The sequence below is a fragment of the Bacillus sp. J14TS2 genome, assembly GCF_018333015.1.
Lineage (GTDB): Bacteria > Bacillota > Bacilli > Bacillales > Bacillaceae_C > Lederbergia.
Genome location: NZ_BORE01000003.1, coordinates 191,178 through 212,283, shown reverse-complemented (window position 1 = coordinate 212,283; position 21,106 = coordinate 191,178). Strand labels below are relative to the sequence as shown.

The 21,106-nt window shown below is 38.9% G+C and carries 13 protein-coding genes; all 13 read right to left on the bottom strand.

Features of this window, described 5'->3' with window-relative positions:
- Nucleotides 1–3: 3 nt before the first annotated feature.
- A complete protein-coding gene (locus tag KI375_RS05825; RefSeq protein WP_212972789.1) occupies nucleotides 4–882 on the bottom strand; it encodes a carbohydrate ABC transporter permease in 879 nt (292 codons plus the stop codon).
- A gap of 21 nt (nucleotides 883–903) precedes the next feature.
- Nucleotides 904–1,761, bottom strand: a complete 858-nt coding sequence (locus KI375_RS05820) for an ABC transporter permease (RefSeq protein ID WP_207452250.1) — start codon at nucleotides 1,759–1,761, stop codon at nucleotides 904–906.
- A 534-nt stretch (nucleotides 1,762–2,295) separates the two neighbouring features.
- Nucleotides 2,296–3,306 carry a histidinol phosphate phosphatase domain-containing protein gene (locus KI375_RS05815; protein ID WP_212972587.1) on the bottom strand — a complete coding sequence of 337 codons (1,011 nt, stop codon included), beginning with the start codon at nucleotides 3,304–3,306 and terminating at the stop codon, nucleotides 2,296–2,298.
- Between the two features lie 124 nt (nucleotides 3,307–3,430).
- The gene (locus KI375_RS05810; RefSeq protein WP_212972586.1) at nucleotides 3,431–4,357 is read right to left on the bottom strand and encodes a metallophosphoesterase family protein; all 927 of its coding nucleotides are present in this window, start codon (nucleotides 4,355–4,357) and stop codon (nucleotides 3,431–3,433) included.
- A 941-nt stretch (nucleotides 4,358–5,298) separates the two neighbouring features.
- A complete protein-coding gene (locus KI375_RS05805; protein ID WP_212972585.1) occupies nucleotides 5,299–8,094 on the bottom strand; it encodes a VWA domain-containing protein in 2,796 nt (931 codons plus the stop codon).
- A complete protein-coding gene (locus KI375_RS05800; protein ID WP_212972584.1) occupies nucleotides 8,078–9,889 on the bottom strand; it encodes a vWA domain-containing protein in 1,812 nt (603 codons plus the stop codon). Before KI375_RS05800 ends, KI375_RS05805 begins: the two co-directional genes overlap by 17 nt.
- A gap of 9 nt (nucleotides 9,890–9,898) precedes the next feature.
- Nucleotides 9,899–10,669, bottom strand: coding sequence for a DUF58 domain-containing protein (locus tag KI375_RS05795; RefSeq protein WP_244852321.1), 771 nt, complete (start codon nucleotides 10,667–10,669; stop codon nucleotides 9,899–9,901).
- 95 nt (nucleotides 10,670–10,764) lie between these two features.
- Entirely contained in the window at nucleotides 10,765–11,754 is a 990-nt protein-coding gene (locus KI375_RS05790) for an AAA family ATPase (protein WP_212972788.1), read from the bottom strand.
- Nucleotides 11,755–11,773: 19 nt separating this feature from the next.
- Nucleotides 11,774–13,378 (bottom strand): hypothetical protein, encoded by a 1,605-nt coding sequence (locus KI375_RS05785; RefSeq protein ID WP_212972582.1) that lies wholly within the window; start codon nucleotides 13,376–13,378, stop codon nucleotides 11,774–11,776.
- Between the two features lie 2 nt (nucleotides 13,379–13,380).
- The gene (locus KI375_RS05780; RefSeq protein ID WP_212972581.1) at nucleotides 13,381–14,235 is read right to left on the bottom strand and encodes an ABC transporter permease; all 855 of its coding nucleotides are present in this window, start codon (nucleotides 14,233–14,235) and stop codon (nucleotides 13,381–13,383) included.
- Nucleotides 14,232–15,170 carry an ABC transporter ATP-binding protein gene (locus tag KI375_RS05775; protein WP_212972580.1) on the bottom strand — a complete coding sequence of 313 codons (939 nt, stop codon included), beginning with the start codon at nucleotides 15,168–15,170 and terminating at the stop codon, nucleotides 14,232–14,234. The genes KI375_RS05780 and KI375_RS05775 overlap by 4 nt, the downstream gene beginning before the upstream one ends.
- Nucleotides 15,167–17,596, bottom strand: coding sequence for a COG1361 family protein (locus tag KI375_RS05770; RefSeq protein WP_212972579.1), 2,430 nt, complete (start codon nucleotides 17,594–17,596; stop codon nucleotides 15,167–15,169). The genes KI375_RS05775 and KI375_RS05770 overlap by 4 nt, the downstream gene beginning before the upstream one ends.
- 398 nt (nucleotides 17,597–17,994) lie before the next feature.
- Nucleotides 17,995–21,105: an alpha-mannosidase gene (locus KI375_RS05765; protein ID WP_212972578.1), complete on the bottom strand. Its 3,111-nt coding sequence runs from the start codon at nucleotides 21,103–21,105 to the stop codon at nucleotides 17,995–17,997.
- Between the last annotated feature and the right edge of the window lies 1 nt (nucleotide 21,106).

Sequence of the window (21,106 nt, the reverse complement as noted above, 5' to 3'; positions counted from 1 at the left end):
TTTCTATCCTTTGATAGCCCCAACCATTATTCCTTGTACAAAGTATTTTTGTAAAAATGGATAGAGTAAAAGAACAGGTAAATTCGCTACGATCACAACTGCATATTTGATTGATTGTGCATACATCACTTGTTGAGCCATCGATTCCCCACTGCCAGCCATTTCATCCATCGAATTCTGGATAAGGATTTCTCGTAATATTAATTGTAAAGGGAATTTTTCCCGATCCGTTAAATAGATTAATGCATCAAAATAGGCATTCCAATGACCAACACTATAAAATAAAATCATGACAGCAATAATCGGTGTTGATAAAGGCAGCACAACTCTTCTTAAAATTTGGAAATCGGAACAGCCGTCAATCTCTGCTGCCTCTTCAATCTCTCTGGGAATATTTGATTGAAAAAAGGAACGCATAATAATTAAATTAAATACGGCCACTGCATTTGGGATCACAAGTGCCCAAAACGTATTCAACATGTCTAGATTCTTAATGACTAAATAAGTTGGGATTAAACCACCGCTAAAGAACATTGTAAAAACTAAAAAGAACATAATGAGATTTTTCCCATAAAAATCTCTACGTGAAAGTGGATAGGCACCTAATGTGGTTAAAAAAAGATTAATTAGTGTCCCCACAGTAGTGTACAGGATGGTATTAAGGTACCCAGTTAAAATATCACGATTCTGAAAAACCTTTTGATAACCAATTAAAGTGAGTTCCTTAGGAAATAGCCATAATTCTCCATTTGCCACTAACAGTGGATTACTTATCGATGCACTCACTACAAAAATAAGCGGATACAGAACAAGGAGTAGAAGTATAAACAACAACGTATTATTTATTGCACCAAATATTTTATCTCCAATGGTTTGATTCATCCGCAAACGACACCTCCATTTTTACCATAGACTCGTTTGTCCTACTTTCTTAGCAATTGAATTTACTGTAATAAGTAGAATAAAGTTAATAATGGTACTAAATAGTCCAACTGCTGAAGCAAAACTAAATTCTGCGTCTAAAATACCGCTCCGATAAACATATGTGGCGATCACATCAGAAGCCTCTAAATTCAAATCGTTTTGCATTAAGAAAACCTTTTCAAAACCAACACTTACAATAGATCCAGTATTAAGGATTAATAGAATGATAATTGTTGGTAGAATACCTGGAATATTAATATTCCAAATCCGCTGCCATCTATTTGCCCCATCCATAATCGCCGATTCATGTAACTGTGGGTCAATCCCTGCTAAGGCCGCTAAATAAATAATCGAACTCCAGCCCATTGACTGCCAAACACCAGAAAAGACATAGACCGTTTTAAACCATTGTGGTTCTGTAAGGAATGAAATCTCCTTGCCGCCAAATAGTTGGATCAATTGATTCACAACCCCGCTATCAGGAGATAAAAAGATAATGATCATCCCTACTAATACAACGGTTGATAGAAAATGCGGTGCATAAGTAACCGTTTGCACAGTTCTCTTAAAAAACTTCAAACGAACCTCATTGATCATTAATGCCAATATGATCGGTACAGGAAATCCTACTAACAGCTCGTACACACCAATTCCTAATGTATTTTTCATTAACCGCCAAAAATGATAGCTATCAAAGAATCGTATAAAATGCTTGAACCCTACCCATTCGCTTCCAGTTATGCCCTTTGAGGCAATAAAATCTTTAAAGGCAATCTGGACTCCATACATAGGTACATAATGAAAAATGACAAAATAAGCGATGACTGGCAGAATCATAATATATAATTGCCATCTCTTTTTAATGCTTTTTTTTAGATTGGCACCGCGACTTTTTAAAGATGGAGTAGTATTAGTTTGAACAGTTGTTGCAACTTTGTTTGTTTGCTGAACCAATTCTAAGAGCCCCCTTTCAAAATGCTTTTTTTGATCGCGTTTGTTTCACGAAACTACATAATCTTATTTCATTAAATACTGCATCCGACTCACCTCCCTTGTTTGCTTACTGAAACCGTAAAGTATTTACTATTGGCAAAATAATAAATAAATAGAAAACTCGTCAGATAAAAGATATGAATAAAATCATCTAGGTTCTATAAGCTGGGACATAACTTAAATACCAAACTCCAAGGGCAAACAAGACATTTCCTTAGCGGAGGAAATCTACATAGAAGTAGGAGTTCAGCAAGTCCCGGAAGGCGAACCCTGATGAGACTTGCCACTCGCCTGCGGGAAGCGGAATATATTCTTCCGTTCCAGGGAATATGCATTTTTCTTTGGTGATATCACCTTTGTCCCAGCATTATATTTATTTTAAGTAAAGACTTTCTCAATCTGATGCTTGATCTTTTCGCCATTTTCAAATGTGACCACTTCATGGATGCCCGCATTTTGTAATGCCTCCAATTGCATCCCAACAAATTTCCCAAGATCATCTGGATAATGAGCATCTGAGGAAACGGTCAGTGGTACCTGATAGTCTGCTAGTACCTTTAGAAAATTGGGACTTGGGCACATTTCCTTAATTGGATAGCGGTAATAGAGCCCTGCATTGATCTCAGTAGCCGTATTTGATTCTACTAATCTCTCAGCTATTCGACGATAAGCTGGCATAAGTTTTTCTTCATCAGGTCGATAGCCAAAAACTTTCAGGTTGTCCAGATGTGCGACGAAATCGAATAACTGTGAGGAAATTGCCTTCTCTACTAATTGGAAAAACTCATCATAAAGCTTAACTAAATCATAGTTTAGGAACAAATCCTGAGTTTTCGGGTTATCAAACCCCCAGCCATTAAAAAAATGCACAGAGCCAATCACATAATCATACGGATGATCTTCGAGAATTTCTCGCAATTCCTCTTCCCCATCAAGGAAATAATCTGTTTCTACGCCTAAATGAAGTTTCACACCATTTTCTGCCCATTTTTGTTTGGCATCCACAATAAGTGCGATAAATTCATCCCTTGATTCCACGCAAACCTGGTCGAGCCATTTTCTCTGCAACTTTCCAAGCTCATCATCCTCTAGATGAATATGTTTTTCATAATACGGTTTATATTCCTTAAAGCGATATAAGTGGTCCACGATCCCAACTTCTTGGATACCTAAATGCTTCGCTTGTTGTAAATATAAATCCAACCATTCCATCGAAAAAGGGCCACCCATCAGCCGCTTATGTAATTTTTCTGTTTGCTCAAGCATCCATTCTCGTGTGTGCGAAGATTGAGAATTATTGTCTAGATGATTGATTGCTTCAAATGTCCGCTTCAACCAATTGGGTGAATAAGGTCCTTCCTCCAAATGTAAATGATAATCAATTTTCAAGTTTTTCACTCCTTTTCTTTGATGCATCCTTGACCCGGAGCTAGTTGTTCAAAAAGCCCTACTTGGGATAGAGGGGCTTCGACTATGTGCCGACACGTCCTCGAAGTCAGCACATCCTATGATGCTAGTCATTAATTTTATGCTCATGTGTGTAAGGAGCAATAACCTTCCCATCATCCAGCCTGATCCATGTATCAAATTTATGTTGCCCTTCATACAATTGGATAACCCTTGCGCCCCGCTGTAATGATCCGTAGACATTATATCCACTTATCCGCCCGTAGCATAAGGAAATACCATGAAGTTCGCCACAGTAATCATTGTCATGATCATGCCCCACAAACGTACCCATGACATTACCTGATTCTAGTAAAGCTGTGAATAAACCACTATTAATCACAGGGGCACAAACTTGTTCCAATTTATTTCCAGACACTTTGCCAATGTTTAGGACATCGCGATATTCAGGTAGTGGAATATGGAAAAAGGCTAGTGCGGGAATTGTTTCTTTACCGTTTGCATACTTTTTCGATTCTGCTTGAAACCAGCTTACTTGATCAGGATGAACCCATGCATAGCCGCCAACAGATTTTGGTGCATAATCACCTGAATCTAAAAAGTGTAAAACGGATTCATTTTTCTCTTTATTTGAAGATTGAATCGTAAGCGAATAATTGCCAACACCATGAATATCTTCAGGTCCAGCCATTCCTAAAAAATGTTTATACTCAGCATTAATGGCAAATAACTGCTCTCGTGTGACATTTGCTTCTGCATCGTGATTGCCAAAGACAGTGGTAAATGGAATCCCCCATTGAGAAATTTGGTCCAATACCCTGCGATAGGATTGTTCAGGTTGTTCTACCCCTTCACTCCAAATCAGATCACCTGTCACAACAATTAAATCAGGTTTTTCGTGTTGAATGGTTTCGCTGATTACACGAAACGTCTTTTGATCAGGCAAATGGTTCTCTTCTCCTCCAATATGTAAGTCAGTAAATTGAATAATTTTAAACGATTGATCCGCTCGAAATTTTAATGATCCCTCCACTGTTTCTCTCCCCCTATTCTTATACATCGCAAAAACTCTCACATAAATACAATTAAAATCACAAAAAACTTAACAAATACACAAACACAATATACAACAATTGTCGAAACACGTCAATATAATTTTTACAAAATTTCAACTAGATTGATATTACGCTCATTTGGGTGTTTTTTAGGAACAAAAGCGCAAGCGCCCGTTTAGCGACGTACAAACTTTCTTAATAAGGATGAACGGCTAAAAATGCGCCGCCCTACGCACCACTTTTCTCCGTTTTCACTGAATTTTTGGTGCGTAGAACTTCCTACGTACTTTTTTCCGCGTTTTCACTGAATTTTTGATGCGTAGCGCTCTCATAGACAATCCTTTTCCTTGTTTCAAAAAGTAACTAAAGCAAAAAAGAGAAATCTGCACAAAGAAAAGCAGCTGTTCAATAAGTTGGCAACAACGAAAAGGACGAAGAGAAGGAATGAAGCTCTCTTCGTTTTTTATTGATGAATACAGTCTAAGAAAAGCGCAAGCGCCCGTTTAACGATGTACAAACTTTACTAATAAGGAAACCTTGAAAGAGAATGGATGTTGACTTACCCAAGCAGAAGCTGAAAGTTTGCTAGCCGCTGGGCGCTGGAGCTAGACACCAACCGCAATGTAAACATTTATCCACAAGCCAAGAATTTATAGTTTCCTTAACCTAAACAAAAAAGAGCCTTGGGCAAAAGTGTTTTCTCCAAAGAAAAAACCGAACTAGTATGATGCATATCCCCCGCTCCGAAAATATACTTCGCTTAGGTAATGCCTTGTTCGGTTTTAGAACTTAACTTTCTTTGTCGTTTTGTCCCCGACTCTTCATTTACGTTATAGACTTCAATAGGTAAGACTTTGAAGTTATCTCTAGCATGCCAAATTCCGACTACTTTTTCTGAATTTCCTTCATCAATTTGTATTTACCACTTATTTCTTCTGTTTTTCGCATCTAGCAGCCTTTTAAGGCGCTCATTGTTATCATTATTTGGCTGTTCTGCGTCTTTCTTCCGTTCTGTTTTGGGTTGTTTATCCACTTTTCTTATCACATCTGTTTGCACCTTTTTAATTTCTCCTTTAGGTTTAGCAGATACTTTTGAAGAAGATTTTTTAAGTCGTGAATATTTTTGCTTTATTTCCTTTTCTTTTTTCTCCTTTTTATCAGCCTTTTGATTGCTGAAGGAACGGATTTTCTCAACTGCAGATGTTACGCCAAACCTTCTTATAGCAATTTCGACAAAGAACAACAGAAAAGCTATTAAGAGAAGCAGCATCGTAATCGGCTGTTTTTTAGATTTTTCTATATCAATTGGCCGGAAAGCTTCTTCTGGATCTGTTAAAATTTTCCCATTTCCGAGCTCTATTATGTCATTTAAAAGTGTATTATTTTGATTTTGGAGTTTAAATTCCTTGGAATATGGAACAACAATACCTGTTTGGAAAGTTGAAGTGATATCTTCGCCATCAAATTTAGCAAGCTGCAAAGAATAAATACCCGCTCCTGCAGTAAAATTCACCTCATGCTCACCAGGGGATTTTATTCTGTAATCTGCTTCAATTTGCTTGCCCTTTTCATCCACTACAGTAGCTTCAATTGGTAGCATATCCTGATTTAAGGAGGTGATATCCAGTTTAATATCCTTCCCGTCTATCGTTTGCTCTATATCATATAATTCATTTTCATATGTTGGAAAGCTCCATGTAATGATTTCATTCCATAATGACGGCCAGTTTGACCAGGCTGGCCACTCGCCTGCCCATTCACCACTGGTGTCAGATGTCCATGCAACAGTATTTCCCAGTCCGTATTGCCATCTTGTTAGAACAGGATCATTTTTTTCACTCATTAAAATCGTTTCTGCTCTTGATTTTGGTTCTGTGGCTACATATGCATTCATTACTGGAACACCTTTTTCAAATACCGAACCCCAGTTATTTCCTTCTGTGTACATTGGATAGAAAGGATTATCTTCAATATACGTTCTTGTTGTTAGAACCGTTTCTCTTGAGAGGATACTTGGTATGGTGGAAGCATCCTGGACATCATAGAATCTTCCTGTTCCCTCTGTTGCTAATTGCTCCAGTAGAAAGCGATCAGCATCACTGCCAATTGCAACCGTCGATAATGTCACATTGTTTTCGAGTCCTGTTGAAATTAGTTCCGAATAATTCCCATTTGTTGCTGACTGTCCATCTGTTAATAATATGATATGTTTTCGCTGTAATTTTAAATCGTTTAGTTCATTATAGGCCTGCTCAAGTGGTGTGAAGATCTCCGTCCCTCCACCTTCTGTTATAGAACGGATTTTTTCGGCAGCTTCTACTTTGTCATCAAGGGGACCTGTTTCAATGATTGTCCATGGTTTATCATCAAAAGCAATAAAGCCTAATGTATCTTTATTACGGAGTAATTCAATGGAACGTGCCGCCGCCTCCTTTGCCAAATCCAGTTTGTAGCCACTCATACTACCAGATCGATCCAGTACGATAACCATTCCGAGTGATGGCAGTTCTTTCTTTCCTTTTAAATCCATTTCAACCGGCAATAATTTTTCGATCGGTGTTTTGAAATAACCGCCTAGACCATAACTCTTATTTCCCCCAGCCATGAGAAAACCTTTGCCAAAATCACGAACAGCACTTTCAATCATTTCCATTTGTTCCTGAGTCACATCAGTAGCGGAAATATTATTGAAAATAATCATTTCATACTCTAAAAAACCAGATAGAGATGTTGGCAATAATTCTGGTTTTGTTTTAGTCACTGTGAGATCGGATGCTTCTAATGCCTGCAGTAAATTATCCCCATCCGTTCCATCATCCACCATTAGGATTTGAGGAGGTCCTTTTGCTTCAGCAACAGCAAATGACTGATTGTTTTGTGAAACACCATCATCATCAGAAATGATTTCAGCCTTATAATTATGAACACCTGAGGATTTTATGAAATCAACGAAACTATAGGAATTCTCCCCCTTTTTCACTTGAACCTCTTCATCAATCACTGTTTCATTATTCTTTGTAATTCTTACTCTAGCTTTTGTATCCATCGTACTTGATAGATTGACAGATAACTTTGCATTTTCTCCCTGATACAAAGTTGAGGGGCTGCTAAAACTTTCAATTGCGACATCTTTTTGAATAGAAGGATTAAATGGAAGTACATCAATGGGAATTTCCTGACCATGCAAAAGTTCTACTTGCTGTCTAGCGTCACCCATATTTTCATTTCCATCTGTCATTAAAACAATCCGTCCTTTTTTATCGCTAGACAATAAACTGGAAGCAAGCTGCAGCCCCTCTTCCAAATTTGTATAAGATTTATTTTCTATATTGACGTTCGTGATCAATCCTTGTTCACTGTTTGATGGTGACTGGATTATTTGTGCATTTTCTGCTGTTGAAATAACCGCATAGCTGTCTTCTGGCTCCATTCCACTAATCGCTTGTTCAATTGCAGCAAACATTTCCTCTTCTTGGTTCTTAACACTTTCAGATTGATCAATAACAAAAACGGTTGTGATACCTTTAACTGGATATAAAATATTCGGTATAGATAAAGATAAAATCAAGATAGCAAATATGAGAAATCGAATCGTTAAAATGATATTTTTTTCAATAAGGGGGGTTACCTTATTCTTTTTCCAGTAAAGATATAAGACAATGAATGCCGGTATTAGTAATAATAGAAATAGGGGTTTTTCAACCTGTAATCCCACGGCGATATACCTCCCATTCCAAAAATAAAATGAATAATGCAAGGATTGCAAGAACAGTCCAAATTTCATTTGGGTGTTTCTGATTATCTCCACCAGTTTCCTCATTTTCACTTTCAATTGTAAAACTGTCCTCTGGTGAAATGTATTTCTCCTCTTCATCCACAATAACTGCGAAAAGCCGCTCTTTTAAGCCAAATTCTGTTTCTTCTGCAACCTTGTATAGACCAGGGCGTTCTGGAGCAATTAAAATGGAATTATCTACATTCATGTCAGCTATTTTCTCGTTCTCTTCATTTAAAATAGTACTCCTGGTCACTCCAGTGGAATAAGCAATTTCTTTTCTTTCACTCGACTGTAAATATCCAAGCAGCTGGTTTTGATCTGTGAGATAATCAATCGCATTATATAAAAAGATTGGAAAACTGGAATGCATTGGCCAATCAGTATCCTCTATATCAAACCCAAGAAATATAATCGGATTTCCTTGGTAATTCCCTTTACTGATTATGGGAGTTTCCCCACTCGATACAATTGCTTGGAGCTCTGGCGTAGTAAATGGATAGCTTTTTTGAATATAGACCTCCTCTATATCTACAAACTGTAGAAGGGAATCATCGCTAACCGCTTTTAATCCTGTCTGTAACATCTGCTCATTTTTGATATTAAATGGTTCACCCTCTGTTGGTGAAATGATAAGCTTTGGTCCATTTGGCCAGTTTTCAGCTGGAACGTTACTAAGCACATAGATTGCGTTTTCTGTTTGTGGAACTTCATTCAGTTCTTCAATTTGGATAATATCGGTGCTTAAATGCGATAAAGCTTTTGTGAGAAATGAATTCATCTCACCCACCAAATAAAAAGTTGGCTGTCTGTCCTCTCCAAGAAATGCAAAACTGACATTGTCTGCCTGAAAATGATCCTTATTAACAATCATAGCTTTATAATAAGGCTTTTCTGGCAGGTCCTGGATATGAATCTGGGTCGGCTTTTCTGGATCAACTGTTTCTTCAATTTCGGCAAGTTTTTCATCTTCAAAAACGATTTGAATGGTAACTTGCTGTTGTTCGTCCATTTCATTCGCGATTGACAATACCCCATTCACAGTATCATCTTGTTTAGCCACGCCGAATGTATGAATGGATAAATTATTTGTCGTTGTTCCAATATTATGTACTTCAGTCTTATGGCTCAAATGGGCAGCCGTTATTTCCTCATGCTTTGCGCGATCAGAAAAAACATGTATTTCCCCACTTGAATCTGATAACAGCTGATTGGCTAATTGAACAGATTTATCGATATTTTCACTTTGAAAAGAAGGAGATATATTCTCAATAGCACGCCGCATCTCACTTTTATTGGTTTCATTCGAAAATAATATTTCTGGTGTTTGTTTAGCAAGAATGGCTGTCAGCCTCTGAGTATCCAATTGATCAATAAGCTCATTCATCTCTTCTTTTGCCAATTCTAATCTATTATTCTCACCTTCTAGTGCTGTCATTGATGCAGACGTATCGATAACGACTGCAATTTGTTCCCCTGAAAGGTCACTAACGCCAATATAAGGACGAACTAAAGCAAACATTAATAATGTAAGGATGAGTAATTGCAGGTATAAGAGCAAGTGTTGCTGTATTTTCCTCCACCATTTCGTCGCTTGCCACTCTCGCATTACCTGCTGCCAAAAAAATGTTGATGGTACAATTTGTTTTTCATATTGTTTTCTAAATAAATAAAACAGGATAACCCCTAGTAAAAAGACTGATAATCCAAAAAATCCAGGTGTTAAAAACCGCATAGACTCACCTCACACAATCCAGCCTTTTGATAATAGTTCTTTGAATAAAACATCTTCCAGGGAGCTACTGGCATTACATTGAATAAAACCAATTCCCCGCGTATGACAAAACTTCTGGATTGCTTCGGTATGTCCCAGAAGTCTTGTTTGATATTGTTTTTTTATTGAACTGCTCATAGAAACATTCATAAAGTTTTGCGTTTCACTATCAATCAACTCGAGATCTCCTTGAAAGGCGGGATTGATCTCTTCTTCAGTCAAAATCTGAATCACAAATAACTCCTGTTTGTAGCCCTGCATTTTTTTTAGAGCGGTCTCGATTTTTTCAGGTGCTTCCATTAGATCACTTATCAAGATCGATATACTGGACTTTGGCTGAATCACCTTTTGAATCGATTCTGAAAAGGTAATCGGCAGCTCATTTGAATTGATATTCTGTACATATTGAATAAGCCGGTTTGAAAAGGCTCGTCCTTTTTTGTACATAAAAGGATGACTGTCTGAACCAATTGGAAAAACACCCACACGATCATCACTTGCAAGAGACATGAATCCAAGAGCAGCAGTAAGTCCTTTGGCAAACTCCCACTTTCTTGAAAGAAGTGCCATTGATTTGGAGCAGTCAATATAAAGGGAAATGACTAATTCCTGTTCATCAAGATACCTTTTGATATAATGCTTGTTTGTCCTTGCATATACATTCCAATCGATCTGTCGTAAATCATCACCAGGCTGATAAAAACGGTAATCGGAAAACTCCAATGAAGTACCAGATCTCATCGAACGTCTCCCGCCTTTTTGATGTCCACGCCTCATTCGTTTTGATTGCAATTGATGCTTAGAGAGCCTGTACATGAGTGTGCTTGACAGTTCTTTCATGACTGACCAGAACCAATTGTTTCGATGATCTCTTTAATTATTTCATCACTGCTGATCCCTGTCGCTTCCCCTTCAAAATTCAAGAAAAGCCGGTGCCTTAGGACAGGCAATGCAGCATGTTTGATATCTCCTCTTGAAACATGGTATCTTCCACTCGCAAGTGCTCTCACTTTTGCAATTTTGACCAAACTTTGCAACCCGCGTGGTCCAGCTCCATAGCGTACAAATTTCTTTACGGATTCCGGAGAGTTTTCCGTCTCGGGATGTGTTGCCATGACCATATTTACCGCATAATCCAGTATTTCCTCGGAAACAAGTAATTCTAAAGCTAACTGCTGGATTTCGATGATCTCAGCAGCATTCATCACCCGTGATAAGCTGTTTGTCTTTGTTCCAGTAGTATTTACAATGATCTGTTTCAAATCCTCTTTTGATGGATACTCAATATTAATTTTTAGCAAAAATCGGTCCATTTGCGCTTCTGGTAATGGATATGTACCTTCTAAATCCAGTGGATTCTGTGTTGCCAATACAAAAAAGGGCTCCTCTAGTTGTTTTGTATCGCCCATGACAGTTACCGTTTTTTCCCCCATTGCTTCAAGCAGTGAGCTCTGCGTTTTTGGTGTTGCCCGGTTTATCTCATCCGCTAATACAATATTGGCAAACACTGGGCCTTCGTGAAAAACAAATGACTGCCGCTTCCCATCATCGGAAGGTTCAATCATCATCGTTCCGGTAATATCTGAAGGCATCAGATCAGGTGTAAACTGTATTCTGGAAAAAGTTAAGTCCAAGCATTCGGAAACAGTACGAACAAGCATTGTTTTCCCAAGTCCAGGCAAGCCTTCCAAAAGCGCATGTCCTCCAGCAAATATTGCCCATAACACTTGATCAATAATTTCATCTTGTCCAACAATAAATGATGCTATTTCAGCTTTTGCTGCTGCTATTTTGTCCATTACTTCCTGATGCTGCTTTTCTTTCATTTGAATATCAGGCAAATCCTTATTCCCCTTCCGGATTAAGTTCACTAAAATACTCTTTCACTGCATCTTCCAAATATGCAGGTAAGTCCATTCTTTCCACACTTTCGCGATAAGTACGCTCATAATTGCCATAGACTTCTTCATATGACCGTATGTTTCCTTTTAATACAGGAGCTTCAGGTGCCAATTGCTGTTCACCACTGCCTTCTCCCAATTCTCCCAAATCATTTTCTATTGATTCTTCTCCATCAATTTTTTCAGGAATCATCAATTCACGGGAGCCTTGCCCAAACCCGGCACCGGACCCCGATCCCGCTCCACTTCCGCCATTTCCGCTACCAGAGCCGGAACCACTACCAGAGCCATTTCCTGCTCCTGATGCGTTTCCCGAGCCAGACCCGCTGCCATTTCCTGAGCCTTGTCCCTGCCCATCTTGCCCCTGTCCATCCTGCCCACCTTCACCTTGCTCCTGACCGTTTGAATTGTCGTTATTTCCACTAGAGTTTTGCCCATTGTCCCCCTGATTATTGGCATTTTGTGAAGCAAATGAAAGCTTACCTGAATTCGATATGCCATTATTTGTCATGCTTTGATTCAATGAAGTCGCTAGCTGCTGCAACTGCTCCTGAGAGATTGCCAATTGATTTAGTGAGGCAGCATTTTCGATTAAAGTACCAAGCTGCTCCTCTAAAGCTGACAGCAGTTCGTCCCTTTCTTCTTCAGTCATCCCAGCAAAGTCACTTGCTTTTTCCCCAGTAACATCAGATAACAACTTTTCCAAATCCTGTTGTTGCTGTTTAGAAAGTGCTGGCAGCTCTTCACTCAATTGTTTCAGTGCTTGTTTCATCTTTTCAGAATCAACTTCATTTAATGCAGCCTGAAGCTCATCAAATTCATTTAAACCATCAGCTAATTTTTGTAATCGCTGTTCATCTGTTCGTGCATCCTGCTTCATTTCTTCAAGACCAGTTTCTTTTTCCAAAAGCTTTGCCAGCAATTCTTTACTTTTGTCTATATCGGCTGTTTCTTTCTTCAATTCTTCTATTTGCTCACTGACTGTTTCATCATCAACTAACTTTTCTATTTCCTTTTTCGCCTCTTCCACTATTTTCTTATCTGTTTCCTGCTGTTTAGCAGTCTCCATGACATCATTTGGAAAAATCAGCGATAATCCCGCAAGAATAATCAGCAATAAGGAAATCAGCAATTTTTTCCAATAAAATAGCTTTAGTTGGCTTTTCTCAATTTCTGGCAAGGATTTTTTCATATGTGATAAGGCGTCGCGCCTCTGTAGCTGACTAAAAGCAGATTCATCTTTTAAATAGGTCAATGCTGTTTTCACTCTGTCTTCAGCCACGTAATGATCAAATAAAGCCGCTGCATTTGTATTGTCAGGCTTTTTAAAATAGGCGACAATGATTGTAAAAAGCATGATACTTCCTGCAAGGATCAAAAGCGATTGATAGAAATACATAATCGGCGTGACTCGAGCGATTGTGGCTGTAAGTACTGTTGCAACACCGACAAGTAATAACCCCATATGACAATAGCTGCTAAAGTGTTCGATAAGAAGCTTGCGCTTGCAGACAGTCAACAATTTTAAAAATTGTTTTATCTCATTCATTTTCAGGCAGCTCCTTTTTTCACTTTCTTATCCGGACGGAGTTTCTTAATACTGATAAACAGACAGAGAAAACTGATCAGTAAAAATGAAATAATGAAAGCTGCTGTCATAGGAAACTCAATTCCTGAGATTCTATTAATCTCAGTTGCCATTCCTTCCTCAAATGCATTGAACAAAATAATGAATGGATTAAACATAGATGTGATATATGGAAAAACCGAAGTCTGGTTTGCACTTTGATAGCTGATAAACTGTACGGCAAATAGGGTTATAAACGCAGTTCCTGCTGTTATAAACAAAGTGATCCCATATGTAATAATGGTGGCAACAATTGTTTTTCTAATGATTGTAGAAAAAAGCACCCCGATACTGCCAATTGTCAGCATTGTCACAAGGTAAAGGCCAAATGTTATGAAAAGTAAGCTTGGTGAAACACCGCCAAAAAGAAATACTATACTATAGAGCGGGAGCGATGCAATCATCATCAATAGCAAATAGGCAATCGATGAAAAAAGCTTGCTTAAGATGATACTTGTTGATGATTGCGGTGTTGTTAACAAAATATTCAGCGTTTGCCGCTCCCTTTCTCCACTAATAACACCTGAAGTTAGACCTGGTGTCATGAAAAGGACTAGCGCCATTTGCACAAATGATAACACCATAAACATTGTCCTACTTTGTTCCGGACGAAATATGAATGTGGAAGAATAAGAAAAAATCGTATTCAAAAGGATAAAACCAATAGCAATCCCCCCTATAGCCAATAGATAAAAAAATACACCTAGAAAACTTTTAAAGGAACGAAAACGGAGTTTGATTTCTTTATTTAGCACAGGGTTTATCCAAATTGACTTCATGAGAAATCCACTCCTTTCGTGATTTCCAAGAATACATCCTCTAAATTCGATTCTTCTTGACTGAAACCTAAAATAGCAAGACCGCTGTCCAGTGCTTTCTTGAGCAACTCTATCTGTTCTGCATCACTACCTGTAAATGCGAATGACAGCATATCTGTATACTTTTCATTTTTCGTAATTGTTGAAACCCGAGGATCATCTTCAAAAAAAGAAACAGCTTTTTCTACATCAGAGGCAAGCTTGACATTGATAACCTTATTTGCCTGCAGCTGATTCTGGATGGAAGCTACAGATCCAGATGCAACTAGTTCACCATTTGTAATGACACCTAATTCATCACACATTTGGGCAAGCTCTGGAAGAATATGGGATGAAATGAGAATGGTTTTCCCCATATTTTTCAGTTCTTTTAAAACTTCTCTCATCTCGATCCGGGCACGTGGGTCCAGTCCGGAAGCTGGCTCATCCAATATAAGCACCTCTGGATCATGAATAAGGGACCTAGCAAGACAAAGACGCTGCTTCATACCACGTGACAGTACATCAACATATACATCACCTTTATTCGAAAGATTCACAAGCTCTAATAATTGCGGTATCAGCAATCTTCGTTCTGCTGCACTGATTCCATAGCTCGCTCCATAGAAATCCAGGTATTCGACTGTTTTAAATTGATCATATACCCCAAAGAAATCTGGCATATAGCCAATATGATTTCGAACTTTCTTCGGCTCTGTTGTCACATCATATCCATTAACGTATGCTGCTCCAGAAGTTGGGGCAAGTAATGTCGCCAATATTGAAAAGGTCGTTGATTTGCCTGCACCATTATGACCGACAAATCCAAAAACAGTCCCTTTTTCAATTTTGAGATTCAGCTCATTCAATGCTGTAAAGCTACCGTATTTTTTCGTCAAATTTATTGTTTCAATCATTTTTTATACTCTCCCTCCAGGCTGACAGCTGGAACACGAACCTCAGGATTACTCGAACCGCTTTTCTCAAAGGACAGAACAATGGAGCCGTCTTCAGCTAAAAATTCATGTGCGTTTTCTTCAAATACCATTGAACGATCCTCAAGCGGAAGGAACTCTCCTTTTTCAACATTGAAAATAGAAAAAGCTGTATCTTCCTGGGAAAGCTTAACTTGAAGCTTATGAATCGATACATTATTTATCTTCATTTGTTCAGGCAATTGGTAGGTTATCTGATACTTACCTGGCTCTACCACAAGTAAATTTTCCCCTTCAGGTAGACCATTATGAATAATGTCTGCATTGACTCCTTCCAATATGGAAATAGCTGTCTGAAGTTTTTCCTCAGTTAGCGTAAAATCACCTTCAAAAGAGGAAGTGATATCTACAGCTTGAGTGATCAATGTCTGTGACCCGGAATTCGACTGCTTTTTATCCATTTCAATTGAGATTATGGAATCTGTTGAAAAACCGACGATTAACGGCTGATTTAAATTTTGCTGATGTATTTCATATGCCAGCATCATTCGCAGCAGTTCCTGCTTTTTCCACTCATCTAAACTTTCCTTATTATCTGGTGCACTTTGGCCGTACATCCCACTGGCAGCACCCTGGTATATCGAATTAGCGGCATCACTCCTTGGTGCACTAAGCGGTATATCTGATTTCTCCGTATTGACTGAAACTTCAGTAGGCGCCCCAGCTTTAATCTCACCTAGTGAATAAGCGTTTGATCCTGATAATAAAAAGGCTTCCTCTATATCCATTGAAAGGGCACTGTTAATCGTACCAACAAGCTTTTGATTATCAACTTTTAAATCTGCCACCAATTTCCCTGTATCGATAGAAGGGATAGCCCCTATGGCAGATCGAATTGACCAATATTCAACATTATTAAATGTTATTTTTGTGTGCTCCTGCCCTTTTTCCACCATCGCATGATTCAAATTCAGCTCATCATAATTGTAGTCAGTAGTTAAAGGAAATGGATTAAAGCCCCTGGGACTTATATTTAATGGATATTCGCCACCACTATTTGTCAGGATTGATACTGCCCCATATCCGCTGGCAATACCAGCATCGTCGATAGAGAGAATACTCACATCACTCGTTTGTGAGCCGGCAATCCGGTTCTTTGCTCCTACAAGAAAAATAACCACCGAAACGATGATCGCGACACTAGGAATAATCCACCATGAGTTTTCCCGTTTATCTAGCCTTTTCAGAAGAAAGTAAAGGCCAGGTATCAATAGAATCAGATAAACGCTGAATAACACAATCAGTGCAGTTACTGGCAAAAATGAAGACGGAAAGGAATTGACAATATTTCCAAATTGATCGGACAATTCCTCCATCATGTACTGCTGGCCATTGGTAAATTTATCAACCGTTTTTTGCAGGATATCTTCCCACCAGGCAGGATATAATTCCCATGTGGCAAGCGTCTCACTTCCCACATTAAATGAAAACTGAGTGACCTCACCAAGTCCAAAGCTTTTATTCATTACCATTGGAAGCGAGTGATCCGCATAAACAACCTTTGTATGCTCAGACACCTCTCCAGTCATAATGTCAACCTGGCTAAAAGAGGGGTTATTTTCATTTTCTGCTGTTGCGAAAAACTTCAGATCATCAAAAGATGTTTGATCATCAATATGTAATAAAGAAAGATTTTGCAGCTCGCCTAGCTGTTGAGATAACCCTGGGGTACTCCCCAGCATTAAATGCCCGCCAGAACGAACCCAGTTTTTCAGAGCATGTTGCTTTTCAGTAGAAACAGTTGATAGATTAAAATCATTGATCAACAGAACATCAAACATCTCTAATCCTGTGGCATCATTTGGTATATCATCTTCTTTCAATGTGATAAGTTCAATTGACTCAGCATTGTATTTCGAGAGTTTCAAATAATTCAATGAATCGGGTGAGTCACTTAAAACGCCTAAAACCAACCGATTTTCCGGAAAAAAACTTGGATTTACTTTTTTCCCCATTGCCCCTTTTATTTCTTCTCCATCTTTCCAACCACCTTTATAAAAGCGAATGAGCGAATTCTTGCTTGACTGCGGATTAGAATAGTAATTTTCGACTTGCCCTGGGATTGAGACATTCACTACCTTCTCTTCCCCAGTTGGAAGCTCAATAGGAACAACGATATTTCCCTCTGATCGATAATTTGGATTAGAATAAATAACGAGATCTCCTGAAAGATCTTCCCCTTTATTTGTAAGCGTGATCTCCATAGGAAATCCTTTGCCAATTTGTACTTTTCCATCAATTCCATATTGAACTGAAATGTCTATCTCTTCCTTTGCAGCAACAGACTGTGGAAACACAAAAGCAATAAAAAACAGGATAAAAACCGCGATTTTTATAAATGATTTCACCATACTCCCCCTACTGTAATGAGCCTCTATTAATTTTCTAAATATATAAACAATATAACACATAATGGTTTAAAAAATATACAGAACTTCTAAATATGGGAATATAGCAAAAATTAATTATTCAGGGATATGTACAAAAAACCAGCCCGCACTGGAGCTGGTTTTACATATGTTATAGATGCGTATTCAAAAAGGAGGATAAAAAGGACCAAGAAGTTCGAGGCGGCGCAGCTTCGAGCAGCGGAATGTATGCATTTTAATACATGAGCAGCGAAGAAGCAAGCCAACGAAGAAATTCGCAGCGTCATTTTTACCGAGGCCTGCAGGACGCAGGTCACAAAGGCGTTGCGACAGGATGTCGCGAATTTAGCCTTTGATCCTTATTTTTTGAACATCCTCTATAGGCTTAGTTTAAAAGTTTTAATCTCATATGGTTTAATACTAAATTCAAGAGACGAACTAGATAGCTCTTCGCCGATTGATTCTTCTATTAGATTGGTCTCTACCCACTTTTTGATTGGTTTGTGTACTTCCAATGCCGCTTTTCCTCTACGTCCTTCATACTCATGTACGCGAATGATCACGCCATTTCCATCTTGGGCAGGCTTCACTGCATCAACCCAAATATGGTCGGAATGTAAATCAAAGAAGGATTCATTATCTTTCCATTCTCCTTGGAGAGTCAAGACAGGATCATTTAGATCCCACGCTTTTTCTACTGTTTTCGCTTCACGCCAATCACCAGTGTGAGGATAAAGGGCATACGTAAAGGTATGCTGTCCTTGGTCCGCATGGGGATCTGGATGTGTCGCAGCTTTTAGCAGAGACAAGCGCATGCGATTTTCTTTAATATCATACCCATATTTGGAGTCATTCAATAAGCTAACTCCGAAGCCAGCTTCAGATAAGTCGGCCCATTGATGACCAACAGATTCAAAGCGTGCCATATCCCAGCTTGTATTCCAGTGATTCGGACGTTTCACATTTCCATATTGGACATCATACGTCGCTTCTGTCGCACGAATATCGACAGGGAACGCTGTTTTTAATAACTTATTTTTCTCATGCCAATCAACATTCGTTTTGAAATCAATCCGGCGTTCATTCGCATAAAAGATAATATTTTGCGTGAATTCGGATTTATGATAATGCCATTTTGCTTGAATTTCTATTGCTAGTGGCCCATTTTCTTTGACTTCAAATGCGACCAATTCACGGATTTCTTCCATTTTTTCTTGATAGAAGATATCAATATCCCATGCATCATGGGCAAGTGGCTTGTCTTCAAAAATTTGTAAGACATTGCCATTCTCACCTTCAGCAAGGATGGAGCGTTCAGCCTCTTTATCATACAGCTTGGAAATTTGTCCATATTGGTTGAATGCTACTGAATAGAAAGGCGTTTCGAGCTTCTGATCAGCATAATGGAACGGGGTGTCTTCTTCCGATCTTGCAGCGGCTTCAAAGTATAGAGTTTTCGCGCCAAAAGCTGGAAGAGATTCCACTTCTACAAGCCAACCATTCACTTGTTTTTGAGCCGGTAATATAACCCCATCAGCTGTTTTCCAAACACCATCTTCTCCTACGTGCTCAGGAACCCACACATTTCTTGCCTTCTTTATATGTGAAGCATTATAAAGCGTAACTGCTTGATCTGCGTTTTCTAATGGAGTAGATAAAATCTCTGCTTCCACCTGATCGACAATCTTAAATGCTTCTTCGTATTCCTTTCTCGCATCCTCATAAACCTCAGTAATAGAGGAGCCTGGAATAATATCATGGAATTGATTACGTAAGATGATCTTCCAGCCTTCTTTTAACGCGTCATTGCCTTGCCACTCGCCAGTTTGTGATAACCAACTAGTCAGGATTTCAGCCCGACGATATTGCAGTTCCAATTGACGGTTCATCCTTTTCATAAAGGCTTGGCTTGTATACGTGCCGCGATGATATTCAAGATATAATTCGCCATCCCATTTATGAATATAACCATCTGATTCCTTCACATTTTCATGGAGTTTCTCGAAAAATTCTCCTGCTGTAGAAGTTTTGACGTTTGGCATCCCTGGAAGCTGATCGAGACGGCGTCTCATCTCAAGCATATGACGGTTTACTCCGCCGCCACCATCACCATACCCATAAGAGACAAGCAAATCCTTTGTCAATTCTTTATCTCGGTAGCCATCCCATGAGCCTTTGACTGTTTTAGCCGTAATAAAGCCATTGTACGTATAGAACCAAGAATCTGGTCCATTCCAAGGTTCAGGTGTTGTAATGAAATGTGTCAATATCTCCGATCCATCAATCCCTTTCCAATAGAAAGTATCATGTGGCATCCGGTTATATTGGTTCCAACTGATCTTCGTTGTCATCATCGTGTTAATCCCTGATTTTTTCAAAATCTGTGGAAGCGCCCAACTATAGCCGAATACATCTGGAAGCCAGAGATAAGTACTATCGGCATTAAATTCCTTTTTGAAAAATTCCTTTCCATAAAGGATTTGCCGCACAAGTGACTCACCACTTGGGATATTACAGTCAGCCTCAAGCCACATCGCACCAGCTGCTTCCCATTTCCCATCCGAAATCTTCGCTTTGATTTGTTCATACATTTCTGGATAATCAGATTTAATATAATCATACAATTGTGGTTGTGTTTGTAAGAATAAATATTCTGGGAATCGCTTCATCAAATTCAACACAGTTGAAAAAGAACGAGCTGATTTTTCCCGAGTATTTCTCAATCTCCATAACCATGCAACATCGATATGTGTATGACCAACAGTATGGATCGTAATTTCAGATGTAGGATCGATCCCATCAACAGCCTTCATCAACTCGGCTTCAGCCTCATAACAAGATTGATAAAATTCCTCACTACCTGGCTCTGTCCAATTGATCAGCCTAAGGGCATCGCCAATCAGCTTGCTTAATGTTAAATGAGCCGGATCAGCCTCTGCCGTTTCTTTTAATATTTCAAAGGCGGCATACAATGTATAAAATAAATTATCCACTTTTGAATCAAGCCAGGCGATCTCTGCTTTTTCCAGCTTATACTCTTGTTCCTGCGGGACGCCTCCCCCTTCCATGCCGGACCAAAGGCGAAAGTCAAGACGTAAAGGACCTTGCGTATATTCGTCATCAAATAAAACTTCCTCGTGATTAGAATCCACCCCTTGATAAGGTTTTCCGTTCACAAATAGCAAAGATTCGAATCCTGAGTTGTTTCCTCCACCTGTTCGGCCGAATGAGAAAAGGCCAACCATTTGTTTCCCTGATAATTTTTGCTGCTCCTCCACTGTCGCATGAAGCCATAAATAGCGATCTCGACCTTTCCAATGATCACCTAAACTCATTTTTTGTTGTGAATCATACTGCGCAGGTGGATAGGCACCGATTTCCCCAGCATCCTCTTGAATGATAAATTCCTCGATAGAAACACCATCACGATAACGATAATTGGCTAATTCACGAATACGATTTTCATATTTATTTTCTGTTAAAAACAAC

Bases quoted from the DNA above. Each gene is read 5' to 3' on its own strand.
- KI375_RS05790 (WP_212972788.1), bottom strand. From the start codon at position 11,754: ATGAAAGAAAAGCAGCATCAGGAAGTAATGGACAAAATAGCAGCAGCA.
- KI375_RS05775 (WP_212972580.1), bottom strand. From the start codon at position 15,170: ATGATTGAAACAATAAATTTGACGAAAAAATACGGTAGCTTTACAGCA.
- KI375_RS05785 (WP_212972582.1), bottom strand. From the start codon at position 13,378: ATGAATGAGATAAAACAATTTTTAAAATTGTTGACTGTCTGCAAGCGC.
- KI375_RS05825 (WP_212972789.1), bottom strand. From the start codon at position 882: ATGAATCAAACCATTGGAGATAAAATATTTGGTGCAATAAATAATACG.
- KI375_RS05800 (WP_212972584.1), bottom strand. From the start codon at position 9,889: ATGCGGTTTTTAACACCTGGATTTTTTGGATTATCAGTCTTTTTACTA.
- KI375_RS05820 (WP_207452250.1), bottom strand. From the start codon at position 1,761: ATGATTCTGCCAGTCATCGCTTATTTTGTCATTTTTCATTATGTACCT.
- KI375_RS05780 (WP_212972581.1), bottom strand. From the start codon at position 14,235: ATGAAGTCAATTTGGATAAACCCTGTGCTAAATAAAGAAATCAAACTC.
- KI375_RS05795 (WP_244852321.1), bottom strand. From the start codon at position 10,669: ATGAGATCTGGTACTTCATTGGAGTTTTCCGATTACCGTTTTTATCAG.